This is a genomic window from Nocardioides sp. Z21_20 (assembly GCF_059766585.1).
The window spans coordinates 63,074-84,805 of record NZ_JCBAJX010000011.1 but is presented as its reverse complement, the minus strand read 5'-3'; the positions used below and the strand labels follow the sequence as shown (position 1 = coordinate 84,805).

At 74.3% G+C, this 21,732-nt stretch carries 17 protein-coding genes; 9 read left to right on the top strand and 8 right to left on the bottom strand.

What is annotated here, in order from left to right:
* Window positions 1–178 precede the first annotated feature (178 nt).
* The 3 genes from AC6EH9_RS15985 (at window position 179) to AC6EH9_RS15975 (ending at window position 4,397) form a co-directional block, all read left to right on the top strand.
* On the top strand, window positions 179–1,030 hold the full coding sequence (locus tag AC6EH9_RS15985; protein ID WP_498424469.1) for an ABC transporter ATP-binding protein: 852 nt from the start codon (window positions 179–181) through the stop codon (window positions 1,028–1,030).
* A gap of 2 nt (window positions 1,031–1,032) precedes the next feature.
* Window positions 1,033–3,576, top strand: coding sequence for an ABC transporter permease (locus AC6EH9_RS15980; protein WP_498424467.1), 2,544 nt, complete (start codon window positions 1,033–1,035; stop codon window positions 3,574–3,576).
* Between the two features lie 89 nt (window positions 3,577–3,665).
* Window positions 3,666–4,397: a GntR family transcriptional regulator gene (locus AC6EH9_RS15975; RefSeq protein WP_498424466.1), complete on the top strand. Its 732-nt coding sequence runs from the start codon at window positions 3,666–3,668 to the stop codon at window positions 4,395–4,397.
* Here AC6EH9_RS15975 and AC6EH9_RS15970 read toward each other — a convergent pair.
* Complete coding sequence (locus AC6EH9_RS15970) at window positions 4,381–4,734, bottom strand: DUF8819 family protein (protein WP_498424464.1); 354 nt, start codon at window positions 4,732–4,734, stop codon at window positions 4,381–4,383. The two genes, AC6EH9_RS15975 and AC6EH9_RS15970, sit on opposite strands and share 17 nt — an antisense overlap.
* Before the next feature lie 92 nt (window positions 4,735–4,826).
* On the opposite strand from AC6EH9_RS15970, the gene AC6EH9_RS15965 reads away from it, so the two are divergent.
* On the top strand, window positions 4,827–5,540 hold the full coding sequence (locus AC6EH9_RS15965) for a copper homeostasis protein CutC (RefSeq protein WP_498424462.1): 714 nt from the start codon (window positions 4,827–4,829) through the stop codon (window positions 5,538–5,540).
* Window positions 5,537–6,733 (top strand): DUF4031 domain-containing protein, encoded by a 1,197-nt coding sequence (locus AC6EH9_RS15960; RefSeq protein WP_498424461.1) that lies wholly within the window; start codon window positions 5,537–5,539, stop codon window positions 6,731–6,733. Before AC6EH9_RS15965 ends, AC6EH9_RS15960 begins: the two co-directional genes overlap by 4 nt.
* Window positions 6,734–6,849: 116 nt before the next feature.
* On the opposite strand, the gene AC6EH9_RS15955 is transcribed toward AC6EH9_RS15960, so the two are convergent.
* The 6 genes from AC6EH9_RS15955 to AC6EH9_RS15930 all read right to left on the bottom strand — a co-directional run bounded on the left by AC6EH9_RS15955 (window position 6,850) and on the right by AC6EH9_RS15930 (window position 14,293).
* Window positions 6,850–7,473 carry an HD domain-containing protein gene (locus tag AC6EH9_RS15955; protein WP_498424460.1) on the bottom strand — a complete coding sequence of 208 codons (624 nt, stop codon included), beginning with the start codon at window positions 7,471–7,473 and terminating at the stop codon, window positions 6,850–6,852.
* A gap of 1 nt (window position 7,474) precedes the next feature.
* A complete protein-coding gene (locus tag AC6EH9_RS15950) occupies window positions 7,475–8,356 on the bottom strand; it encodes an oxygenase MpaB family protein (protein WP_498424459.1) in 882 nt (293 codons plus the stop codon).
* Between the two features lie 211 nt (window positions 8,357–8,567).
* Window positions 8,568–9,767 (bottom strand): phosphoglycerate dehydrogenase, encoded by a 1,200-nt coding sequence (serA, locus tag AC6EH9_RS15945; RefSeq protein ID WP_498424458.1) that lies wholly within the window; start codon window positions 9,765–9,767, stop codon window positions 8,568–8,570.
* Window positions 9,764–11,407, bottom strand: coding sequence for a DNA repair helicase XPB (locus AC6EH9_RS15940; protein WP_498424457.1), 1,644 nt, complete (start codon window positions 11,405–11,407; stop codon window positions 9,764–9,766). The genes serA and AC6EH9_RS15940 overlap by 4 nt, the downstream gene beginning before the upstream one ends.
* A complete protein-coding gene (locus AC6EH9_RS15935) occupies window positions 11,404–11,943 on the bottom strand; it encodes a CGNR zinc finger domain-containing protein (protein WP_498424456.1) in 540 nt (179 codons plus the stop codon). Before AC6EH9_RS15935 ends, AC6EH9_RS15940 begins: the two co-directional genes overlap by 4 nt.
* 22 nt (window positions 11,944–11,965) lie before the next feature.
* A complete protein-coding gene (locus AC6EH9_RS15930) occupies window positions 11,966–14,293 on the bottom strand; it encodes a helicase-associated domain-containing protein (protein ID WP_498424455.1) in 2,328 nt (775 codons plus the stop codon).
* Window positions 14,294–14,356: 63 nt separating this feature from the next.
* Here AC6EH9_RS15930 and AC6EH9_RS15925 point away from each other — a divergent pair, with 63 nt between their 5' ends.
* Genes AC6EH9_RS15925 through AC6EH9_RS15910 form a run of 4 tightly spaced genes read left to right on the top strand, consistent with a single transcriptional unit; the run spans window position 14,357 to window position 19,499 of the window.
* Window positions 14,357–15,181, top strand: coding sequence for a PP2C family protein-serine/threonine phosphatase (locus AC6EH9_RS15925; protein ID WP_498424454.1), 825 nt, complete (start codon window positions 14,357–14,359; stop codon window positions 15,179–15,181).
* Entirely contained in the window at window positions 15,178–16,602 is a 1,425-nt protein-coding gene (locus tag AC6EH9_RS15920) for an FHA domain-containing protein (RefSeq protein WP_498424453.1), read from the top strand. Before AC6EH9_RS15925 ends, AC6EH9_RS15920 begins: the two co-directional genes overlap by 4 nt.
* A gap of 52 nt (window positions 16,603–16,654) precedes the next feature.
* Window positions 16,655–17,857: an RDD family protein gene (locus tag AC6EH9_RS15915; RefSeq protein WP_498424452.1), complete on the top strand. Its 1,203-nt coding sequence runs from the start codon at window positions 16,655–16,657 to the stop codon at window positions 17,855–17,857.
* Between the two features lie 31 nt (window positions 17,858–17,888).
* Window positions 17,889–19,499 carry an AMP-binding protein gene (locus tag AC6EH9_RS15910; RefSeq protein WP_498424451.1) on the top strand — a complete coding sequence of 537 codons (1,611 nt, stop codon included), beginning with the start codon at window positions 17,889–17,891 and terminating at the stop codon, window positions 19,497–19,499.
* Window positions 19,500–19,511: 12 nt separating this feature from the next.
* Here the strand turns inward: AC6EH9_RS15910 and AC6EH9_RS15905 are convergent, their stop codons facing one another.
* Window positions 19,512–21,569: a S8 family serine peptidase gene (locus AC6EH9_RS15905; protein ID WP_498424449.1), complete on the bottom strand. Its 2,058-nt coding sequence runs from the start codon at window positions 21,567–21,569 to the stop codon at window positions 19,512–19,514.
* Between the last annotated feature and the right edge of the window lie 163 nt (window positions 21,570–21,732).

Below are 21,732 nucleotides of genomic sequence, written 5' to 3'. Positions count from 1 at the left end.
TTCCCCGGCCGGCCGGGTATCGCTGAACTGGGCGGGCGAAGTTTCGGCCGACAAGTTCAGGCTTCCCCGGTCGACCGGGGAAACCGACAGCCCCCGGACGCCCACTCCGAGCCCCCTCAGGGATGCCCCGGGGAGAATCCCGGTTGGCGAGCGGGCCTGGGGTTGGGATGGTTGACCCATGACCCTCAGCTCGGCGCCGATCCAGCGCATCCCTGCCGCACGCGTGCAGAACCTCACCAAGACGTACGGCTCCGGGCAGGCGCTGGTCCGCGCCCTCGACGACGTCACGCTCGACCTCTACGAGGGCGAGTTCACCGCCGTGATGGGGCCCAGCGGGTCGGGCAAGTCCACGCTGATGCACTGCTGCGCCGCTCTGGACACGGGTACGTCGGGGTCGGTGTTCGTGGGCGAGCAGGACCTGAGCCGGCTCAAGGACAAGGCGCTGACCCGGCTGCGCCGCGACGAGGTCGGGTTCGTCTTTCAGTCGTTCAACCTGGTCCCGACGCTGACCGCGGGGGAGAACATCGCCCTGCCGCTGGCGATCGCGGGCCGCAAGCCCGACCCCGAGTGGCACCGGACGGTGATCAACACGGTCGGCCTCGCGGACCGCCTGCACCACAAGCCCAACGAGCTCTCCGGTGGCCAGCAGCAGCGGGTCGCGGTGGCCCGGGCGCTGGTGAGCCGGCCCCGGATCGTCTTCGCCGACGAGCCGACCGGCAACCTGGACTCCCGCTCGGGGGCCGAGGTGCTCGAGCTGCTGCGGCGCAGCGTCACCGACTACGGCCAGACGGTCGTGATGGTCACTCACGACCCGGTCGCCGCGGCGTACACCGACCGGGTGGTGTTCCTCGCCGACGGCCACGTCGTCGACGAGCTGCGCGACCCCACCCGTGAGCAGGTGCTCGCGGTGATGACGCAGATGAGCGACCCGGCCGGCGCCGCCTCGCACGGCCGGGGCGAGGACGAGCGGCCCCCCCACGAGCAGACGCCCCACGACCAGGTGCCGCTGATGCAGGATCGGGACGCCTGACCATGTGGAGAGCCGCCCTCAAGAGCCTGCTCGGCCGCAAGATCCGGCTGCTGCTGAGCACCTTCGCCATCGTCCTGGGCATCGCGTTCGTGGCCGGGACCCTGGTCTTCACCGACACCCTGGAACGCAGCTTCACCGCCCTGTTCGCCTCCACCGTCGGCGACGTCGTGGTCCGCCCCGACGGCGGGGACCTCGGCGAGGGGATCTCGACGCGGACCCTGCCCGCCGAGCTCGTCGAGGACCTGCGCGACACCCCCGGCGCAGCCCGCGCCGACGGCAACGTCAGCGTCAACGGCGTCTTCGTGGTCGACACCGAGGACAAGGTGATCGGCGGGCAGGGCGCCCCCGGCCTCGGCCTGAACTGGAACGACGCCCCGGCCGGCCACGGCCTGGAGGGGCTCACCATCGTCGAGGGCGAGGAGCCCAGTGCGGCCGGCGAGATCGCCCTCGACGCGGACACCGCGGACAAGTCCGGCTACGAGATCGGCGACGAGGTCCTGCTCAACACCGTCGGCGCCGAGCCGGTGCTGCGCAAGGAGCTGGTCGGAGTCGCCGACTTCGCCGACGGCGGGTCGCTCAACGGCGCCACCCTGACCCTCTTCGACACCCCCACCTCCCAGCAGCTCTTCCACGAGGGCCGCGATGTCTACAACGACATCTGGGTCACCGCGGAGGACGGCGTCTCCCAGGAGGAGCTGCGCGATGCGGTGGCCGCCCAGCTGCCCGACGGGGTGGAGGCCGTCACCGGCGACGAGGCCGCCGACGAGTCCGCCTCGCAGCTGCTCCAGGCCATCTCGTTCCTGAGCACCTTCCTGCTGATCTTCGCCGGCATCTCGCTGATCGTCGGCGCCTTCCTGATCGTGAACACGTTCTCGATCCTGGTCGCCCAGCGCAGCCGCGAGCTGGCCCTGCTGCGGGCCCTGGGCGCCTCGCAGGGACAGGTCACCCGCTCGGTGCTGCTCGAGGCGCTGGTGCTCGGGCTGCTGGGCTCCACCCTCGGGCTCGGGCTGGGCGTGCTGCTGGCGATGGCGCTGCGGTGGTTCTTCTCGACCTTCGTCGGCCTGGAGATCGCCGGCCAGTCGCTGGTGTTCCAGCCCAGCACCGTGATCACGGCGTACGTCGTGGGCGTGGCCGTGACGATGGCGGCGGCCTGGCTGCCGGCGCGCCACACCAGCCGGATCGCGCCGGTCCAGGCGATGCGCGACGACGTCGCCCTGCCCGAGACCTCGATCCGGCGGCGCCTGATCGCCGGCATCGCGCTGATCGTCGCGGGCCTGGCGATGATGGCGGCCGCGCTGCTGGGCGACGTGCCCCGCGCGGGCTGGGTGCTGGGGGCCGGCATGCTCGCGGTCCTGCTCGGGGTCGCCGGTGCGAGCCCGGTGCTCAGCCAGCCGTTCCTGGTGGCCGCCGGGTGGCTCTCCTCGCGCGCGTTCGGCACGGTCGGGCGACTGGCCGGGCAGAACAGCCTGCGCAACCCGCGCCGTACCACCGCCACCGCCTCGGCGCTGATGATCGGGCTCGCCCTGGCCGGGACGATGTCGATCGTCGGGGCCTCGGCGAAGGCCAGCATCGACCAGATCGTCGCGGACAACTTCCGCGGCGACTTCGTGGTCAGCAACGCCATCGGCGAGGAGTTCTCCTCGTCGCTGGGCGACCAGATCGCCGAGGTGGACGGCGTCGAGTCGGTGGCGGCGCTGCGCTACGCGTTCGGCTCCATCGACGGTGACGGCCAGGGCCTCAGCGCCGGCGACCCCCGTCAGCTCGAGCAGGTGATGGGGCTGAACCTGGTCGAGGGTGACGCCGCCGACGTCCGCGACGGCACGGTCGTGGTCTCCGAGGATGTCGCCGACGAGGGCACGAAGGTGGGGGACACGGTCCGCTACGAGCTGTTCGGCACCGAGCACGAGCTGGAGGTGGTCGGCGTGTTCGAGGACAACCCGCTGATCGGCTTCCCCTACGTGACCACCGTGCAGACCCTGATCGACGCCGGGGTGCCCGACAACGACCGGATGCTGGTGGTGGACGCCGAGGACGGCGCCGCGCTCGACCGGGTCCAGGACGGCATCGACGCGCAGGTCGCAGACCTGCGGATGGTGACCGTCAAGGACCAGGGCGAGTTCGCCGCCGAGCAGCGCGCACCGATCGACCAGCTGGTGCTGATGATCTTCGCGCTGCTCGGTCTGGCGCTGCTGATCGCCGTGCTGGGCATCGTCAACACCCTGGCGCTGTCGATCATCGAGCGCACCCGCGAGGTCGGGCTGCTGCGCGCCATCGGACTGAGCCGGCGCCAGCTGCGCCGGATGGTCACCCTGGAGTCGGTGGTGATCGCCATCCTCGGCGCCAGCCTGGGCGTGCTGCTGGGCATCTTCTTCGGCGTCGCGCTGGCCGGCTCCCTGCGCAGCGAGGGGCTGGAGGTCACCGCGGTGCCCTGGCTGCAGCTGGCGGTGTTCCTCGGTGTCGCGGTGGTGGTCGGGGTGCTGGCGGCGGTGCTGCCGGCGCGTCGGGCGGCCAAGCTCAACGTGCTCGCCGCGATCGCGACGGACTGAGCACGTCTGGTTTTTCTTGCCCGATGTCCGGTAGCAAAGATCCCCGATTCGCAGGACAGGGGGTCTAGACCGCGCCTAGAGTTCACTGCGTGACGCAGACCACGACGCAGCAGCTCTCGGCCGGACGGCCCGCCCTCAAGCACGTCCAGGTCCGCGAATATGTTCGCGCCCTGGTCGAGGGCGCAGCGCCCGGCACCCCGGCCCCCTCCGAGCGCGAGCTCGTGCAGCGCTTCGGCGTGGCCCGGATGACGGTGCGCCAGGCGATGGACGCGCTCGTCAGCGAGGGGCTGCTGGAGCGGATGCCCGGACGTGGCACGTTCGTGGCCAAGCCGCGCAACGACGTCGGTCGGCTGACCAGCTACACCGAGGAGATGGCCCGACGCGGGCTGCTCGCCGAGTCGCAGACCCTGCTCGCGCGCCGTGAGCAGGCCGGGCCGGGGGTGGCCCGGGCCCTCGACATCACCGCCGGCGACGCGGTCATCCACTGGAAGCGCCTGCGTCGCGCCGACGCCGTTCCGATGTGCGTCGAGGACGCCTACCTCAACGAGATCCTGCTGCCGGGCTTCCTGCAGAGCGGCATGCCGACCAGCCTGTACGACGCGCTCGCCTCGCGCGGGCTGCGGCCCAGCTGGTCGGAGGACTCGATCTCCGCCGACCTGGCCGGCCCCGAGGAGGCGGCCGCGCTCGAGATCGCGCCGGGCTCCCCGGTGCTGCGGGTGGCGCGGCGAGCGGTGTGCGGCGACAAGGTCGTGGAGGTCTCGCGCTCGGTCTACCGCGCGGACCGCTTCACGATGTACGTGCAGTTCAGCGACGAGGGCTGAGCAGGCCCAAGGCGGCCACCGTCGTCCCGCTCTCCTCGCAGACCCAGACCGGGTCGGGTCCGCCCAGCTCGGGGTGGATGTAGAGCGGATGTGCCGGGGCGTCCCCGCAGGCGTCGCAGACCGGCCAGCGCCCGATGCTCTCGAACAGCGCGTCCTGGACGTCCTGGGCGATCAGCCCGGCGATGTACTGGGCGCCCTCGGGCCACTGCTCGACCCACCACCGGCGCGCGGAGACCGACTCCTCCAGCGCCGAGACGGCGACGGGGGTGGCCAGCTGGCGGGCCTCGAGGTCGGCGAGGACCCGGGCCCGCGACTCGAGCAGCACTGCGTCGTCCATGGGGTCCATTGTCATGACCAGGCAAAGTCGGGGCGCGGGCGGGCCGTCATGTCCGGCGCGAAGTACGTGCTCGCGGCCTTAGAGTGCCAGACATGACCGACGAGGGCCTGCTCGAGGTGAGTGTCCTGCACCAGCGCGATGTCGCCGGCGCGCAGGAGGGTGGCGCGGACCGACTGCACCTGAGCGCGCGCACCGAGCTCGGTGGGTTCTCACCCGAGCTGGCGACCGCGCTGGCGGTGTGCCGGGAGAGCGACCTGCCGGTGCGGGTCCAGCTCCGGCTCAACGACACCTGGACCACCACCGGGGGCGAGCTCAGCCGATTGGTCGGCCTGGCCGAGGACTACCTCGGGCGGGGAGCCGAGGGCGTGGTGCTGGGCTTCCTCGACGCCGACCTCGAGGTGGACGTGCAGGTGTGTCGGCACCTGGTCGATGCGCTGCCGGAGGTGCCGTGGACCTTCCACGGCGCCATCGACGCCGCGCTCGATCCGCACCGCTCGTGGCGTCGGCTGCTGGAGCTGCCGCGGCTCACGGCCGTCTGCTCGGCCGGCTCGCCGCGCGGGCTCGAGACCGGCTACGACGACCTGCTGGACATCGCCGCCACCGACCCCGCGATCGCGGCGCTGCTGATGCCCGGGGCGGGGCTGCTGCCCGAGCACGTGTGGTGGCTGGCCCGCGCCGGCGTGCGTCAGTTCCAACTGGGGCCCCAGGCCCGGCCCGGCGGCACGGACCGGGTCCACGTGGACGCCGCGCTGGTCCGGTCCTGGCGCCTGCTGATCGACGACGCCGTGGAGCGCGCCAGTCGATGAGCGTGCTGATCGACCCCCCGAACGCCGCCGGGCACGGACGGCTGTGGTCGCACCTGGCCAGCGACGCGTCGTACGACGAGCTGCACGCCTTCGCCCGCGGCCTGGGGATCCCCGAGCGCGGCTTCGACCGGGACCACTACGACGTGCCGGCGGAGTGGTACGAGCGCGTCCTGCGGGCCGGGGCGCGTCCGGTCTCCTCGCGTGAGCTGATCGACCGGCTGGTGCGGGCCGGGCTGCGTCGCCGCAAGAGCGAGACCCCGGGCCCGCGTGCGCCGGGGGCGCGGTTGGTGCGGGCGCCCCGGCTGCGGCCCGGGGACACCGTCGCGGTGGTGACGCCGGCCGGCGGCGTCGACGAGCGACGGCTGGCCGCGGGGATCGAGGTGCTGCGCGGCTGGGGGCTGGAGGTACGCGATCTGACCCGACGCCCCGACCGGACGTCGTTCGGCTGGCTGGCCGGCAGCGACGAGCAGCGCGCCGCGGCGCTGAGCGAGGCCTGGACGGACCCCGAGGTGCGGGCGCTGTGGTGCGCGCGGGGCGGCTTCGGCTCGCACCGGGTCCTCGACCTGCTCGACTGGCCGCGGCTGGCGCAGGCGGGGCCGCGGCTGCTGGTCGGCTTCTCCGACGTGACCGCCCTGCACCAGGCGGTGGCCGCGCGGCTGGGGCTGGTCAGCGTGCACGGGCCGGGCGTCGCCGGGCTGGGCGACCGGAACGGGCCCGGGGACGACGCGAGCCGGGAGGCGGCGGCCTCGCTGGTGCTGGATGGCGTGGCGGTGCCGCTGCGCGGGGTCCCGGGGGTGCCCGGCGGCGCGCGGGGGGTGCTCGTCGGCGGCAACGTCACGGTGCTGGCCGGGTGCGTGGGTACGGCCCACCTGCGTCCCGCGGAGGGCGGCATCGCGCTGCTCGAGGACGTGGGGGAGCGGCCCTACCGCCTGGACCGGGCGCTGACCCAGCTACTGCGCTCGGGCTGGTTCCACGGCGTGCGCGGGGTGGTCTGCGGCTCCTTCACCGACTGCGGGCCGCCGCACGAGGTCCGCGAGCTGCTCGCCGCCCGACTCGGCCCGCTCGGCGTCCCGGTCGTCTACGACGTCGAGGTCGGGCACGGCGAGCGGAACCTGGCCGTCCCCCTGGGCGCCACCGCGGTCCTGGACGCCGACGCCGGCACCCTCACCGTCCCCACCCCCGCCCTCCGCTGACCCCACCTCCAAGCAGCCCCAGCCCACCCCAGCCCCCAGCCCCAGCCCCACCCCAAGTGCGCCGACCCGTCACTCCCTCGACGTCTTTCGCGGCGTGTCGCGGAGCCAATGACGGCTCAACGAGCGTCGGTCAACCGGCTGAGCTCGCGGGTGACGTTGGCGCGCGCGCTGCGCTCCCACTGCTCCCGGGCGTACGCCGTGTGGAACAGCGTCGGCTTGGCCAGCAGGTCCGCCAGCACGGCCGCGCGCCCGGCCCGGAAGTCCTCGTCGGGCACCGCGGCGTACTCCCGGCGGACGTCGTCGGCGTACTGCGCGTAGCGCTCGGCGGGGGCGGCGAGGATGGCCAGGTCGGCGTCGCTCAGCACGCACCCGGCCACGTCGTTGGGCTCGGGGCGATGGGTCTCGGTCAGCCGCACCAGTCGGGCGACATCGTCGACCAGCCCGGCCGGGAGGCGGCACCCCGCCAGGGCGTCGAGGGCCCACTGCGCCGAGCGCTCCTCGGCGCCCGGCAGCGCGTCGTGCACGGCGTCGTGGAACCAGGCCGCCAGCAGCACCGTGGGCAGGTCGAAGAGCTCGCCCGCCTCGGCCAGCTCCTCGACGCGGGCCAGTACCTCGCCGAGGTGGCGAGTGTCGTGGTAGCCGCGACTGGGTGCGCCGTACGCCGCGAGCAGGGCGTCGCGCAGGTCCCCGGCCCCGGGGAGCGGCCAGGCGTCGTGCAGGGGCGGCGTCCCGACCTCCACCTCAGGGCTCCGGCGGGGGACTGGGCGGGGTCAGAGCCCAGCGGATCGTGGCGGTGGCCAGGGTGCCGAGCCCGCGGGTGAGCTGCTGCTCGGCGAGCGGCACCGTCGGCAGTCCGAGCGGCTCGCGGGTCCAGCGGGGCATCATCCCGACCGCCGCGGCCACCAGCATCAGGTACGGCCCACGCGCGGGCAGCGGCAGCGGCGGGCGACGCAGCAGCAGGTCGAGCGCCTCGCGGGCGTGCTCGGTGCCAGCGAGCTCGGGCTCGTACGACGCCAGGATCCGGGCCAGTTCCGCCTCGCTGCGCGGCGCGGCGACGACGCCGAGCTTCTCGGCGACCAGCGCGGTCTGGGCGACGTACTCGTCGCGTCCGGCCTGGTCGAGGGGGCGGGCGCCGTAGGTCTGGTGCGCGCGCAGGAAGCTGTCGACCTCCGCGACGTGCACCCACATCAGCAGATGCGGGTCGGAGGCGATGTACGGCGTGCCGTCGGGCATCGTGCCGGTGATCTTGTCGTGGATGCGCCGCACCAGGTCGACCGCCGCCTGGGCGTCGTCGTCGGCCGCGAAGGTGGTCGTGGCCAGGAAGGTGCTGGTGCGCGCCAGCCGCCCCCACATGTCGCCGCGGAAGCCGGAGTGCTCCGAGACGGCCGTCATCGCGACCGGGTGGAGCGCCTGCAGCATCAGCGCACGCAGCCCGCCCACGAACATCGAGGCGTCGCCGTGCACCCGCCCGATGGGGCTGTCCGGGGCGAACCAGCGCGGGCCCGGCGTGCCGTGGATCCGCTGCCGGTTGGCGGGGCCGTCGGGGCCCGCCACGCGCAGGAAGAGAGCCTCGCCGAGGCGGTCGCGCGCGCCTCGTACGACGGAGGTGACGGGCATGGCCATGCCTCCCATCGTGACGGGTGACGCAAGCCCGCGGGCGCGAGTCGGCGCGAACTCGCGTCGTACGGCGGGTGAGTCGGCGTGAACTCTCGTCGTACGGCGGGTGAGTCGGCGTGAGTTCACGCCGACTCGGCGCCGCCGGCCTGCGAGCTCACGCCGACTCGGCGCCGTCAGCGTGCGAGTTCACGCCGACTCGGCGCCGCCGGCGTGCTGTTCAGGCGGGGAGGGCGCGGATGCGGCGGGTGTGGGGGATGGCGTGCAGGCGCTGCAGGGCGGCGGCGCCGAGGGGGGCCGAGACGTCGGTGATCACGTAGCCCTGCTGGCCACGGGTGGCCAGCGACTGCGCGACGACGTTCTCGGACTCCTCGGCGAGGATGTGGTTGATCTCCGCGATCACGCCGGGCACGTTGTCGTGCAGGTGCGCGACCCGGTAGGTGCCGGGCGCGCGGGGGGCGGTGACCTCGGGGAAGTTCACCGACAGCTCGGTGTTCCCCTCGTGCGCGTACGACGCGAGCTTGCCCGCGACGAAGTGGCCGATCCCCTCTTGCGCCTCCTGGGTGGAGCCGCCGACGTGCGGGGTCAGGATCACGTTGTCCAGGCCGCGCAGCGGCGACTGGAACGGGTCGCCCTGTGCCTTGGGCTCGACCGGGAACACGTCGAGCGCGGCACCGGCGATGTGGCCCGACAGGATCCGCTCGCGCAGCGCCTCGGTGTCCACGACCATCCCGCGCGAGGCGTTGATGAACAGCGAGCGCGGCTTCATCCGGTCGAAGTGCTCGGCCCCGAACATCCCGGCGTTGCCCGGGCGCCCGTCCACGTGCAGCGAGACGACGTCGGCCTCGGCGAGCAGTTCCTCCAGGGTGGCCATCCGGCGCGCGTTGCCGTGCGCCAGCCGGTCGGCGATGTCGTAGAAGATCACCCGCAGCCCCATCGCCTCGGCGACCACGGAGAGCTGCGAGCCGATGTTGCCGTAGCCGACGATGCCCAGCGTGCGTCCGCGCACCTCGTGGCTGCCGGCGGCGGACTTGTCCCAGATCCCGTCGTGCATCCGCATGGTCTTCTCCACCAGGCGGCGCGCGAGCATGATGATCTCGCCGATCACCAGCTCCACGACGGAGCGGGTGTTGGAGTGCGGCGCGTTGAAGCAGGCGACCGAGCGGTTCGCGGCCTCGGTCAGGTCGATCTGGTTGGTGCCGATGCAGAAGGCGCCGACCGCGACCAGGTCGGGGCACTTCTCCAGCACCCGTGCGGTGACGTTGGTGTTCGAGCGCACCCCGAGCAGCTGGACGCCGGCGAGGGTGTGGACGAGCTCCTCCTCCGACATCGCCGCCTTGCGGAGGTCGACCTCGAAGCCGGCGTCCTCCAGCCGGGCGACGGCGGCGGGGTGGATGTTCTCCAGGAGCAGGGCTTTCATGGGGTGGGCAGGTCCTCCGCGTCGACGATTCGGTAGGCGTATCCCTGTTCGGCCAGGAAACGCTGGCGATTCTGGGCAAATTCTGCGTCCACGGTGTCACGCGAGACGACGGTGTAGAACCGCGCCCCCCGGCCGTCGGACTTGGGGCGCAGCAGGCGGCCGAGGCGCTGGGCCTCCTCCTGGCGGGAGCCGAACGATCCGGAGACCTGGATGGCCACCTCCGCGGAGGGCAGGTCGATGGAGAAGTTCGCGACCTTGGAGACCACGAGCAGCCCGATCTCGCCGGTGCGGAACGCCTGGAAGAGCCGCTGGCGCTCCTTCACGGTGGTCTCGCCCTTGATCAGCGGCGCGTCCAGCTCGGCGGCGAGCTCGTCGAGCTGGTCGATGTACTGCCCGATCACCAGCGTCGGCTGCCCCGCGTGCTGGGCGACGAGGTCACGCACCACGCCGGTCTTGCGCGAGGTGCACGAGGCGAGCCGGTAGCGCTCCTCGGGCTCGGCGGTCGCGTAGACCAGCCGCTCGGACTCGGGCAGGGTGACCCGCACCTCGACGCAGTCGGCCGGCGCGATCCAGCCCTGGGCCTCGATGTCCTTCCACGGCGCGTCGTAGCGCTTGGGCCCGATCAACGAGAACACGTCTCCCTCGCGCCCGTCCTCGCGCACCAGGGTGGCGGTCAGGCCGATCCGGCGCCGCGCCTGCAGGTCGGCGCTCATCCGGAAGATCGGGGCGGGCAGCAGGTGCACCTCGTCGTACACGATCAGGCCCCAGTCGCGCGCGTCGAGCAGCTCGAGGTGCGGGTAGACGCCCTTGCGGCGCGTGGTGAGCACCTGGTACGTCGCGATGGTGACGGGCCGGATCTCCTTGACCGCGCCGCTGTACTCGCCGATCTCGTCCTCGGTGAGCGAGGTCCGCTTGACCAGCTCGTCCTTCCACTGCCGTGCCGAGACGGTGTTGGTGACCAGGATCAGCGTGGTGGCCTGGGCGTGCGCCATCGCGGAGGCGCCGACGATGGTCTTGCCCGCGCCGCAGGGCAGGACGACGACGCCGGAGCCGCCGTGCCAGAAGGAGTCGGCGGCGTCGCGCTGGTAGTCGCGCAGCTGCCACCCGTCCTCGACCAGCGAGATCGCGTGGGCCTCGCCGTCGACGTAGCCGGCGTAGTCCTCCGCGGGCCAGCCCAGCTTGAGCAGGGCCTGCTTGAGGTTGCCGCGCTCGGAGGCGTGCACCACCACGGTGTCCTCGCCCAGGCGCTCGCCGAGCATGCCCTTGACCTTCTTGGCGCGCAGCACCTCCTCGAGCACCGGGCGGTCGCTGGAGGAGAGCACGAGGCCGTGCACCGGGTGCTTCTCCAGGCGCAGCCGGCCGTAGCGGGCCATCGTCTCGGCGACGTCGACCAGCAGCGAGTGTGGGACCGCGTAGCGCGAGTAGGTGAGCAGCGTGTCGACGACCTGCTCGGCGTCGTGGCCGGCGGCGCGCGCGTTCCACAGCCCCAGCGGCGTCAGCCGGTAGGTGTGGATGTGCTCGGGGGAGCGCTCCAGCTCGGCGAACGGCGCGATCGCCTTGCGGCAGTCCTGGGCCAGCTCGTGGTCGATCTCGAGGAGCAGGGTCTTGTCGGACTGGACGATGAGGGGGCCGTCGTTCATCCCCGGACCTCGGAGGGGGCGAGCGCCTTCTGGCGGGCCCGGTAGGCGGCGACGTTGGCGCGCGAGGAGCAGCGGTCCGAGCAGTAGCGACGCGACCGGTTGGGCGAGGTGTCGACGTAGACCTGGGTGCACGGCGCGGCGCTGCACACGCCGAGCCGGCCGGGGCCGAGGTCGCAGACCAGCGTGGCCAGGCCGAGCAGCGACTCCGAGATCAGCAGCTCGGCGATCCCGGCGTTGCGGTGCGCCACGTGCAGGTGCAGCCGCTGCGGGTCGTGGTCGGAGATGCGCGGGGTGAGCGGGTAGCGCTCCAGCAGCGTGTTGATGCCCGCGACGACGGCCTCGGTGTCGCCGGCCTCGGAGGCCTCGAAGACCGGGCGCAGCTCGTGCTGGAAGCGGCGCAGGGTGCTCAGGTCCTTCTCGCTGACCCGCGCCAGCAGCCACTCACGGTCGCCCAGGTGCTCGCTCAGCGCCCCCACGTCGGGGAGCTCGGCGTTGAGCAGGCTCGCCGATCCCTCGGCATAGGCGATGAAGTCCACCCCCCAACTCTACGGGTCCCGCTCAGGTCCGGTCTGCGACGCCGCGCACACCCGAGATGCGGTGCACCGCGAACGTGCGGGTGTCGTCGGAGCGGTGGTCGTACGCCGTGAGCTGGCCGCCCTCGACGCGCAGCGGGTCGACGACCCGCGCGGTGGAGGTGCCGTGGTTGTCGAGGTAGTCGATCCACACGGTCGCCCCGGCCTCGACGGCCTCGCGCAGCGCCGCCAGCGCGCCGCTGGGGGTGGAGGCCGTCATCATGCTGCCGAGCCGGTCGGCGCCGGCCCGGTCCCCGGCGCGCAGCGCGGTGAGCACCGACGCCAGGTGCGCGCTCTCCCGGGCCAGCGCGATCGCGTCGGCGCGCGCGTCGCGGCGGGCCTCGCGCGGGGTGCGCGCGCGCAGCAGGTCGCGCCGCGCCACGCGCACGGTGCCGTCGGCCGCCTCCACCACCGGTGCCGCGCCGAGGTCGCGCAGCCGGGGCAGCAGCACGTCCAGCGGGGTCTGGCTGACCAGCACGGTCGGCGCGATCCGGCGCAGCCCCAGGCTGTCGGCCTGCGGATGGTGCAGCAGCTCGGTGAGCGCGGACTCGTCGTCGGCGCGCAGGAACGCCTCGGCGTGGCCGACCCGGATGGTGCCGAAGGTGCGTGCGCTGTCGTCGATCAGGTAGCTCAACGGCTGCGGGACCGGCGTGCGGGAGACGGAGGCGACGAACTCGTGCACCTCCGCGGCGGACCAGCCGGCGTCCAGGGCACGGCGCACCGACCCGGGGGTGAAGCGGTAGACCGTCGCGCCGCCGCGCGACTCGATGTCGGCGACGAGCTGGAGGCGCCGGGCGATGCCCGACTCCAGCGGGCCGGGGGCCACCGCGGTCAGGTCGGCCTGCAGGAGCACGTGGTCGATCGGCTGGGGCAGCAGCCGCTCGAGGGCCTCGACCGCCGCGGTGGTGTCGCCGGCCAGCAGCAGCCGGGCGTGCGTGGCGACCGCGCCGAGCCCGGTCACCCCGAGCACCGCGGCCTCGTCGACCGACCAGACGACCATCTCGGCGCGCACCCGCGGCCGGCGTGGGCGCAGCCAGGCCAGCCGCTGCACCAGCGAAGGGGTGCCGGTGCCGGCGGCCAGGGCCTCGCCCGGGGCGAGCGCGGCGAGGACCTCCAGCGTCAGCCGGCGCGTCTCGGGCACGAGCATGCTCGACAGCTCGGGGGCCAGCGCGTTCCAGGTCTTCCCCGCCTGGTCGCGGGTGCCGACCAGGGCGATGGTCCGGGGGCTGGCCAGCCAGGTGGTGGCCAGGGTCAGCCACCGTGCGGCGATCGGCTTCTGCACCCAGGCGTCGAAGGTGTCGGTCGGCAGCCACGACGGCGTGCCGTGGGAGTCGGACCCGGAGGCGAGCAGTCCCGCGGCGGCGGCCACCTCGACCAGCAGGGCCGCGGTCGGCTCGTCGACGTGCAGGTGCAGCGCGGTGGCCCGCAGGTCGCGCACGCCCAGCCCGCCGCCGCGCAGCACGCCGGGCGGCTGCGTCCCCCAGTGGTCGAGGAGCAGCTCGACGCGCCGTACCAGCTCGAACGCGGCGCCGGCCGCGGTGCGGTCGACCAGCGCCTCGCTGCGCATGGAGGTGAGCAGCTCGGGCACCTCGTCGACGGGCTTCGCGGTGGTGCACCCGCCACGCAGGGCGAGCCCGACCTCGCCGGGCACCTGCATCAGCCCGCCGTCGCGGGGCAGCAGCAGCCGGTGCGCGAGCAGCTCCTCGACCGGCGTGGTGGCGTCCTGGGGCAGCACGGTGGTGCGCGCGGAGCCCGTCGTACCCTCGCCGCCGCTGTCGGTGACGTGCTCGAGCAGAGCCCGGGCCGCCGGCGAGAGCGCCTCGATGCGTCGGCGCACCACCTCGGCGGTGGGGGCGCCGGCGGAGACCTGGCGCAGACCGCTGACCCCGGGTGCGCCGGGTGCGCCGAGCACCTCCGCGACGCCGGAGAGCGGACGCAGCCCGCCGGTGGACGACCAGATCAGGACCAGGTCCAGGAGGTGGTCCACGGCCTCCTCGACACGGCGCGGGTCGGCGTGCACGCTGGCGACGAGCGCCGCCCGGGTGGTTTGACCCTGAACCACCTGGGCATCAAGGACGGAGAGCTCGAGCTGGGTCAGCTGGTCGAGGGCTCGCGTCAGTGAAGAACGGGTGGCGGCCCTGGACGCCAGCTGTGCGGAGTCGTGGGGAGCTGGAGTGGCGAGATCGGGACGTGCGCGCAGCAGCCGGGCAAGACGATCGTCCGGCCAGCCGCGGAGCTGGTCGGCGAGGGTCCTGGCGGGGGCGTCGCCGGTGAGGTCGTCGCTCGCGCCCTGCTCGTGCTCGGAACTGGCCATCGCCTCCAAACTACTGCTGCCGGTCGCGGCCTCCGCACCCCGCACTCCGGCAGGGGGGCGCGCGTGAGCCGCGTCGACCTGCACCACGGGGCCGCCACGGACGTCGGGCGGGTCCGCGAGGTCAACGAGGACTCGTTCCTGGCCGCTCCGCCGGTGTTCGTCGTCGCGGACGGGATGGGCGGGCACGCCGGGGGCGACGTCGCCAGCCGGATCGTGGTCGAGCAGTTCGCGCGGCTGGCCGACGAGGGCTACGACTCGCGCCGCGGCGCGGAGGTGGTGGCGCAGACACTGCGGGCCTGCCAGCAGGAGATCCACGCCTACAGCGCCCGCCAGCGTGAGGGGGGAGACCCCCAGTGGTACGCCGGGACGACGGCGGTGGTCGCGCTGCTGGTCGAGGACGAGGAGGGCCCCAAGTGGCTGTTGGCCAACCTCGGCGACTCGCGCGTCTACCGGGTCGTCGACCAGCGCCTCGAGCAGGTGAGCGTGGACCACTCGCTGGTGCAGGAGCTGGTCGACGCGGGCGTGATCACCCCCGAGGACGCCGCCGTGCATCCCGAGCGCCACGTCGTCACCCGAGCCCTGGGCGGCCCCAGGCTGGACGAGGCCGACTACTTCCTGTTCCCGCTCTCGGGCGCCGAGCGCCTGGTGCTGGTCTCCGACGGCGTCAGCGGCATGCTCGAGCACGCCCGGATGGAGGAGATCCTGGTCGGCGCCTCCGACCCCCGCGACGCCGCCGACCGGACCGTCTCGGCCGCGGTCGAGGCCGGAGGCAAGGACAACGCCACCGCAGTGGTGGTGGATGTGGTGGGATTGGCGCGGCACGACGACTCCTATGACTCCGAGCGCCTGCGCGAGAGTCTGGAAAAGAAACTGGGGGCACTTCCATGAGCCACGACCACCTGGGTGACGAGCCGGCCGCTCGCCGTACGCCGCGGGCGTTCCGTCCGGGGACCTGGTTCGGGATCCTGGGCGAGCACGCGAGCGTGCTGCTGCCGCCCACGCAGCGACACCGGGTGGCCGGGCTGTGGGAGCTGGTCGACGCGGGCGCCGACTTCGCCGAGCTCCTCGACACGCTGGTCGCCGCCGGGCTGCGCGAGCTGCCGGCGTTCGTGCTGTGGGCGCCCACCGAGGACGGTCTGCGGGTGCTGTTGCGCGGCGAGGCCCGGGTGAGCGCGGTGACCGGTGACGGTGCCGTGGTGCTGGACGGCTCGGGAAGCGCCACCTGGACCGAGCGGACCCTCACCGACGTCAGCGTCTTCACGGTGCTGCTCGACGCGGACGCGGACATGGACGAGGCCGACCTGGTCGTCGACGCGGGCCTGGTCCGCCTGGGCGGCCTGCGGGAGCCGGCCCGGCCGGTCGCCTCGCCGGTGAGCCCGGACCCGGTCCCGGACGAGGCCGTGCTGGAGGGCGCCGTTGCGCAGGAGGCCGCCCACGAGGCGCCCGAGCCGGAGGAGCCCGTGCGGCACGACCCCGTGCCCGAGGTGCCCGAGGTGATCGAGGTGCTCGCCCCGGAGGAGCCCGCCGGGGAGGAGCCCGCCGGGGAGGAGCCCGCCCCGGAGGAGGTCGCCCCGGAGGAGGCCGAGCCGGAGGAGGCCGAGCCGGAGGAGGCCGAGCCGGAGCAGCCGGTGCTCGCGGCCGTCCCCGACCTCGACCCGCTGCCGGAGCCGATCGAGGACTCCCGGCCCACCGAGCCGATCCAGACCCTCCCCCCGGAGGTGGCCCGCGAGATCCTGGCGCCCTCCGACCCGTTCGCGCCGCCGCCGCCGCTGCCCGCGAGCCCGCCGCCGAGCCCGCCCGGCGGTTACCCGTCGCCGCCCCCCGGGTTCGGCCCGCCGGTGGCCGGCGACGCCGACCATGACGGCATGACGCGCGCCGGTGGCTGGGAGCCCGGCCAATTCGCGCGCCAGCACCCGGGCCTGCCCGGTCAGCCTCCGCCGCCGAGCGTGGTCTCGCGCCCGGTGGCGCGATTGACGATCTCGAGCGGGGACACCGTCGAGGTGGACCGGGTGATCCTGGTGGGCCGCGCGCCGGAGGCACGTCGCTTCACCTCGACCGAGCAGCCGCGCCTGGTGACGGTGCCGAGCCCGCAGAAGGAGATCTCCTCCACCCACCTGGAGATCCGGCCAGGCTCGGGTGCCGACCACGGCACCGCGGTCGTCACCGACATGGGCTCGACCAACGGCACGGTGCTGGTCCAGCCGGGGCTTCCTCCCGAGGACCTGCGACCCGGCGTGGCCGTCCAGCTCATCCCTGGCGCCGTGCTCGACCTCGGTGACAGCGTCACCATCCAGGTCACCCAGCCATGAGCCTCGCGTCCGTGCGCCGCCGGCACCGGACCGCCCCGCGGCCGCTCGCCCGATGAGCGCGCCGGCTCCGGCCGTCGTCGCCCCCGTCGCACCGACGTTCCCCGCCGCCGGCCTGGACCGTCGCTTCTACGCCTTCGCCGTCGACCGCCTCCTGGCCTGGTCGGCGTACGCCGCCGCGGGCTGGGCGGCCTGGTACTTCCTGATGGAGCGCGACCGGCTCTGGCCCGGCATCGGCGCCGTGGTCGCCGCCGTGCTCCTGCTCAGCCTGCTCTTCGCCGTGGTGCAGGGCCTCACCGGCGCGTCGCCGGGCAAGGCGCTGCTCGGGGTGCGGGTCGTCCACCACGGCACCGGCACGCCGATCGGCGTGGGCCGCGCCCTCCTGCGCGGGCTGGTGCTGGGTGTCTCCACCCTGCCGACGTTCGGGCTGGGGGTGGCGACGCTGGCCTGGACGGCGCTGATGGACCGCGGCCGGCAGCGGCGAGGGCTGCACGACCGGCTCGCCCACTCGATCGTGGTCGACGTCCGCCCGCCGCCGCCCGAGGTGGACCAGGAGGAGGACCGCGGCCCGCGCCACATCGTCAACCTCACGGCGATGCGACTGGTGCCGGCGGCGGCGCCGGAGCAGCCCGCGTTCCAGCCCCCCGCCGCTCAGCCCCCGGCCGCTCAGCCCCCGGCCGCTCAGCCCCCGGCCGCTCAGCTGCCGCCCGTCCAGCCCCCGGCCGTCCAGCCGCCGGCGGCGCCGCCTGTCGCGGAGCCGGTCGCGGTGTCGCCGCCTCCGGTCGCACCGGCCCCGGTGTCGTCGCGCCCGGTCGCGCCGCCCCTGGTCGCGCCGGCCATTCCGTCGTACCCGCCCGCCCCCGCCCAGCCCATCGACCAGCCAGCCGGGGGACGCACCGTGCTCCGCCCCGGCTCGCCGGTCCTGGGCACCCGCTGGCGGGTCACCTTCGACACCGGCACCAGCTTCGTGGTCGAAGGGCTCGGCCTGGTCGGGCGGCGCCCCGAGGGGCGGGCCGGCGAGCCGGTGCGGCACCTGGTGCCCCTGCCCTCGGCGGACATGTCGCTGTCCAAGACGCACGCGCAGTTCCACCTCAGCGACGGCGTCCTGGTGGTGATGGACCGCGGGTCGACCAACGGATCCATGCTGCGCCGCCAGGGTGTCAACCGGGAGCTCACCGCCGGCAAGCCCGCGACGCTGCTGGCCGGCGACGTGGTCCTGTTCGGCGACCGGGAGATGAGCGTGGCCCGGGATTCCTGAGCACTGTGACCGGGGTCACTAGGGTGCAGGCATGGAGTCCTACGCCGTCGGTGAGACCAGCCCGCCCCTCCTGGAGGAGACGATCGGGGAGAGTTTCGCGCGCACCGTCGCGTCGTACCCGCTCGGCGAGGCCCTGGTCGAGGTGGCGACCGGTCGGCGCTGGACCTGGCGCGAGCTCGACCGTGACGTGGAGGCGCTGGCGCGGGGGCTGATCGGTGCCGGGATCGCGGTCGGCGACCGGGTGGGCATCTGGGCCCCCAACTGCGCGGAGTGGACCATCGTCCAAGTCGCCGCGGCCAGGGTCGGCGCGATCCTGGTCAACCTCAACCCCGCGTACCGCTCACACGAGCTGGCCTACGCCCTGCGGCAGAGCGGGCTGCGGCTGCTGCTGTGCGCGAGCAGCTTCAAGACCAGCGACTACGCCGCGATGGTGGCGCAGGTGCGCGACGACTGCCCGGACCTCGAGCGGGTGGTGCTGCTCGACACCGGGGACTGGGCCGCGCTGGTGGCGCAGGGCGCGGACCTGCCGGCCGGGGCACTCGCCGAGCGCGCGACCGGGCTGAGCCCGGACGATCCGATCAACATCCAGTACACCTCCGGCACCACCGGCAACCCGAAGGGCGCCACCCTCTCGCACCGCAACATCCTCAACAACGGCTTCTTCACCACCGAGCTGATCGGCTTCACCGCCGAGGACCGGCTGTGCATCCCGGTGCCCTTCTACCACTGCTTCGGGATGGTGATGGCCAACCTCGGCTGCCTCACCCACGGCGCCACGATGGTGATCCCGGGCCCCGGCTTCGACCCCGAGACCACGCTGCGCACCGTCGCGGAGGAGCGCTGCACCGCGCTGTACGGCGTGCCGACGATGTTCATCGCGATGCAGAGCCACCCGACGTTCGCCAGCCACGACCTCTCCACCCTGCGCACCGGCGTGATGGCCGGGTCCATCTGCCCGGTCGAGGTGATGCGTCGCTGCATCGAGGAGATGCACATGGCCGAGGTGGCGATCGCCTACGGGATGACCGAGACGTCCCCGGTGAGCTGCCAGACCCGCGCCGACGACGACCTCGACCGGCGCACGGCGACCATCGGGCGGGTGCATCCCCACGTCGAGGTCAAGGTCGTCGACCCGAGCACCGGCAGCACCCTGCCTCGGGGCGAGACCGGGGAGCTGTGCACGCGCGGCTACAGCGTCATGCTCGGCTACTTCAACGACGAGCAGCGCACCCGCGAGGCGATCGACGCCGAGGGCTGGATGCACACCGGGGACCTGGCGGTGATGCGCGAGGACGGCTACTGCACGATCGTCGGGCGGATCAAGGACATGGTGATCCGCGGTGGCGAGAACATCTACCCCCGCGAGATCGAGGAGCTCCTCTACGCCCACCCCGACATCGAGGACGTCCAGGTGGTGGGGGTGCCCGACCAGCGGTACGGCGAGGAGCTGTGTGCCTGGGTCCGGGCCCGGCCCGGTGCCCGCGTCGACGCCGAGCAGGTGCGCGACTTCGCCCGCGACCGGCTGGCGCACTACAAGGTCCCGCGCTACGTGCTGTTCGTCGAGGAGTTCCCGATGACGGTCACCGGCAAGATCCGCAAGGTGGCGATGCGCGAGGAGTCGACCCGGACCCTGGGGCTGTGAGGGGGTCGGGGCTCAAGGACTCACGAGCACGGGGATGGTGACCCGCGAGCCGTCGGCGCCTCGCCACACCACGTGCCCGTCGTCGCGGCGCCCGGCGGAGGCCGGCCGGTCCAGGCGCACCCGGAAGGTGGCCGACTCGCCGGGGGCCAGGCGCAGGGCGGCCGGGGTCACGCTCACCCCGTAGCGCGCGAAGCCGCGGGCACCGGAGGAGAAGTAGAGCGCCCGTCCGCGTGCGTTGGTGACCCGTCGGGTGGCCTGGCGCTGCCCGGGAGCCACGGTGATCTCGGGGAGGTTCAGGGCGTCCGTGGCCAGCCCCCGCTCCAGCCAGGCGCGGTAGTCGGGCAGCCGGGTGGCCAGCACCAGGCCAGGCCGCGCGGCGCGCAGCGACCGGAGTGCGCCCGAGCCCTGCTCGGCGACCGGCGCTGCGGGCAGCGGCCGGGCCGAGGTGACCAGCGCGGAGCGGACCTCGGCGGACGAGAGCCCGCCGGAGAGCAGCGCCGCGGCCGTGCCGCTGACGTGCGCCGCCGCGGCCGACGTGCCGGTGAGGAAGTCCCAACGGGCCCCGGAGCCGGTGGGCGGCACCGCGCCCAGCACTCCCACGCCCGGCGCGACCAGGTCGGGGCCGCCGGCGGCGGCGGACGGGGAGGAGGGCGCCACCCGCAGCGGACCGCGATCGGCCGGCAGCGGGGCGAGGGCGACCCGGGCGTCGTCGTGACGCGCCAGCCATGCCTTCAGCCGGCGACCGGCCGGTGCGGTGAGGTGGACGGTGGGGACGCTGTGGAAGTCGGCGGCGACGTCGCGTCCGCGCGGGTTGACCAGCACCATCGCGATGCCGTCGGCGCGCTGGACCGCCAGCGACTTGTCGACGCGGCCCAGAGCGCCGCGGGCGCAGAGCACCACCGCGCCGGAGACCTGGGCGGCGTCCAGCGACCCGGGCCGGCAGACCCGGGCGTCGGCCCGGCGGGCGCCGGGGGCGACCGCGTCCGCGGCGCGCACCAGGGGGGCGGGCTGGGTGCGCCGGCGCGAGAGCATGGCTCCGCTCAGGCGCGGACCGCCGGCGACGCGGACCTCGCCGCGCCGTACCGAGGCGGTGGTGGCCCCGGCGGAGACGACCCAGGGCGGCGCCGCCGACTGCGCGGCGCCGGTGCCGGCCGCGGCGCTGACCACCACCCCGGCCTCGGCGGCGCCCAGCAGTGCCCGCGAGACCGTGTCGCGGGCGCTGCCGCCGGACACCGAGAGGTTCAGGACGTCGACCCGGTCCCGGGTGGCGCGGTCGATCGCGGTGACCAGGTCGGCGGTCGCGCAACCGTCGTCGGCCGGGTCGGGAGCGGTCCAGCAGGCCTTGTAGACCGCGAGCGCGGCCTCGGGTGCCACCCCGGAGTAGGCGCCCATCGACTCCCCGGCGGCGTTGACCGAGACCCCGGCGTTGCCCACCGCGATCGAGGCGACCTGGGTGCCGTGGCCGGTGTCGTCGAGCGGGGACAGCGAGGAGGTCGTCCGCACGGCGTCGGCGCCGAAGCCGGCCACGAACCAGCGCGCCCCGACCAGCTTGGCGTCGCAGCCGTCGGTGGGCCACTCGTCGCCGGCGGTGCACGCGCCCCGGAACCGCCGGCTGATCGGCTCGCCGGTGTGTCCGGTGAACAGCGGGCTCTCGGGCCAGATCCCGGTGTCGACCACGCCGACGACGGTGCCCGCGCCGCCACCTCGGATCGACGTCGCCGCGGGGGAGCGGGCGCCGTCGCGGGCCCCGGCCAGGCGACGTACGGAGTTGGGCTCCACCGAGGCGACGCCGGGCGTGGCGCGAAGCTCGTCGGCCTGGCTGGGGGTGAGCGCGACCGCCATGCCGTTGAGGGCCGTGGTCCACCGGTAGACGGGGGCGACGGCTGCGACGCCGGCCAGCGCGTCGCGCTGCCGCTCGAGCAGGCGCAGGCGGTAGTCGGCGGTACGCAGCGAGCCGCGGTAACCGGCGGTCCCCGGGCCCTCGAGGGCGACGAGGTGCAGTGAGCGGGTCGGTCCGGTCGAGCCCGTCGAGTCCGGCTCGGTGGGGGCGGCGGCGCTACCCGGGGTCACACCGGTCGCGGCGCCGAGGGCGAGGACCGTGACGAGGGCCGAGACGAGGGCAGGACGAAGCCCCGCGACCGGCGAGCGCCGGCGCGGGCGGGGGAGTCGACCGTGCGAACCCACGTCTCTCTTCCGTCCCAGCTGTCTCGGAGGCCCATTCTTGCGTAGACGA